We start from the raw sequence: 278 nt of genomic DNA on the forward strand, positions 1-278 counted from the left end.
AGCTAGAATATATTTTCAGGAGGATATTTAATTGATTCAAGAATTCAAAGAATTTATCTCACGTGGTAATGTAATGGATTTAGCAGTCGGCGTTATTATTGGGGCTGCATTTAATGCTATCGTTAAATCATTAGTTAATAATTTAATAAATCCACTAATAGGTGTTTTTTTAGGACAAATTGATTTCTCTAGCCTTGTTTTAAAATTTGGCAATGCTACTTTTAAATACGGTTCCTTTATTAATTCTGTCATTAATTTTTTGATTATTGCATTTGTTG

At 28.1% G+C, this 278-nt stretch carries 1 protein-coding gene; it reads left to right on the forward strand.

Annotated features, from left to right (window positions below):
- Nucleotides 1–31: 31 nt before the first annotated feature.
- Nucleotides 32–278 (forward strand): large conductance mechanosensitive channel protein MscL (gene mscL / locus MZO41_RS16655; protein ID WP_252129724.1); only part of this gene is annotated, 247 nt, incomplete at its 3' end.

Source organism: Lactiplantibacillus sp. C232, assembly GCF_023806725.1.
Lineage (GTDB): Bacteria > Bacillota > Bacilli > Lactobacillales > Lactobacillaceae > Lactiplantibacillus > Lactiplantibacillus plantarum.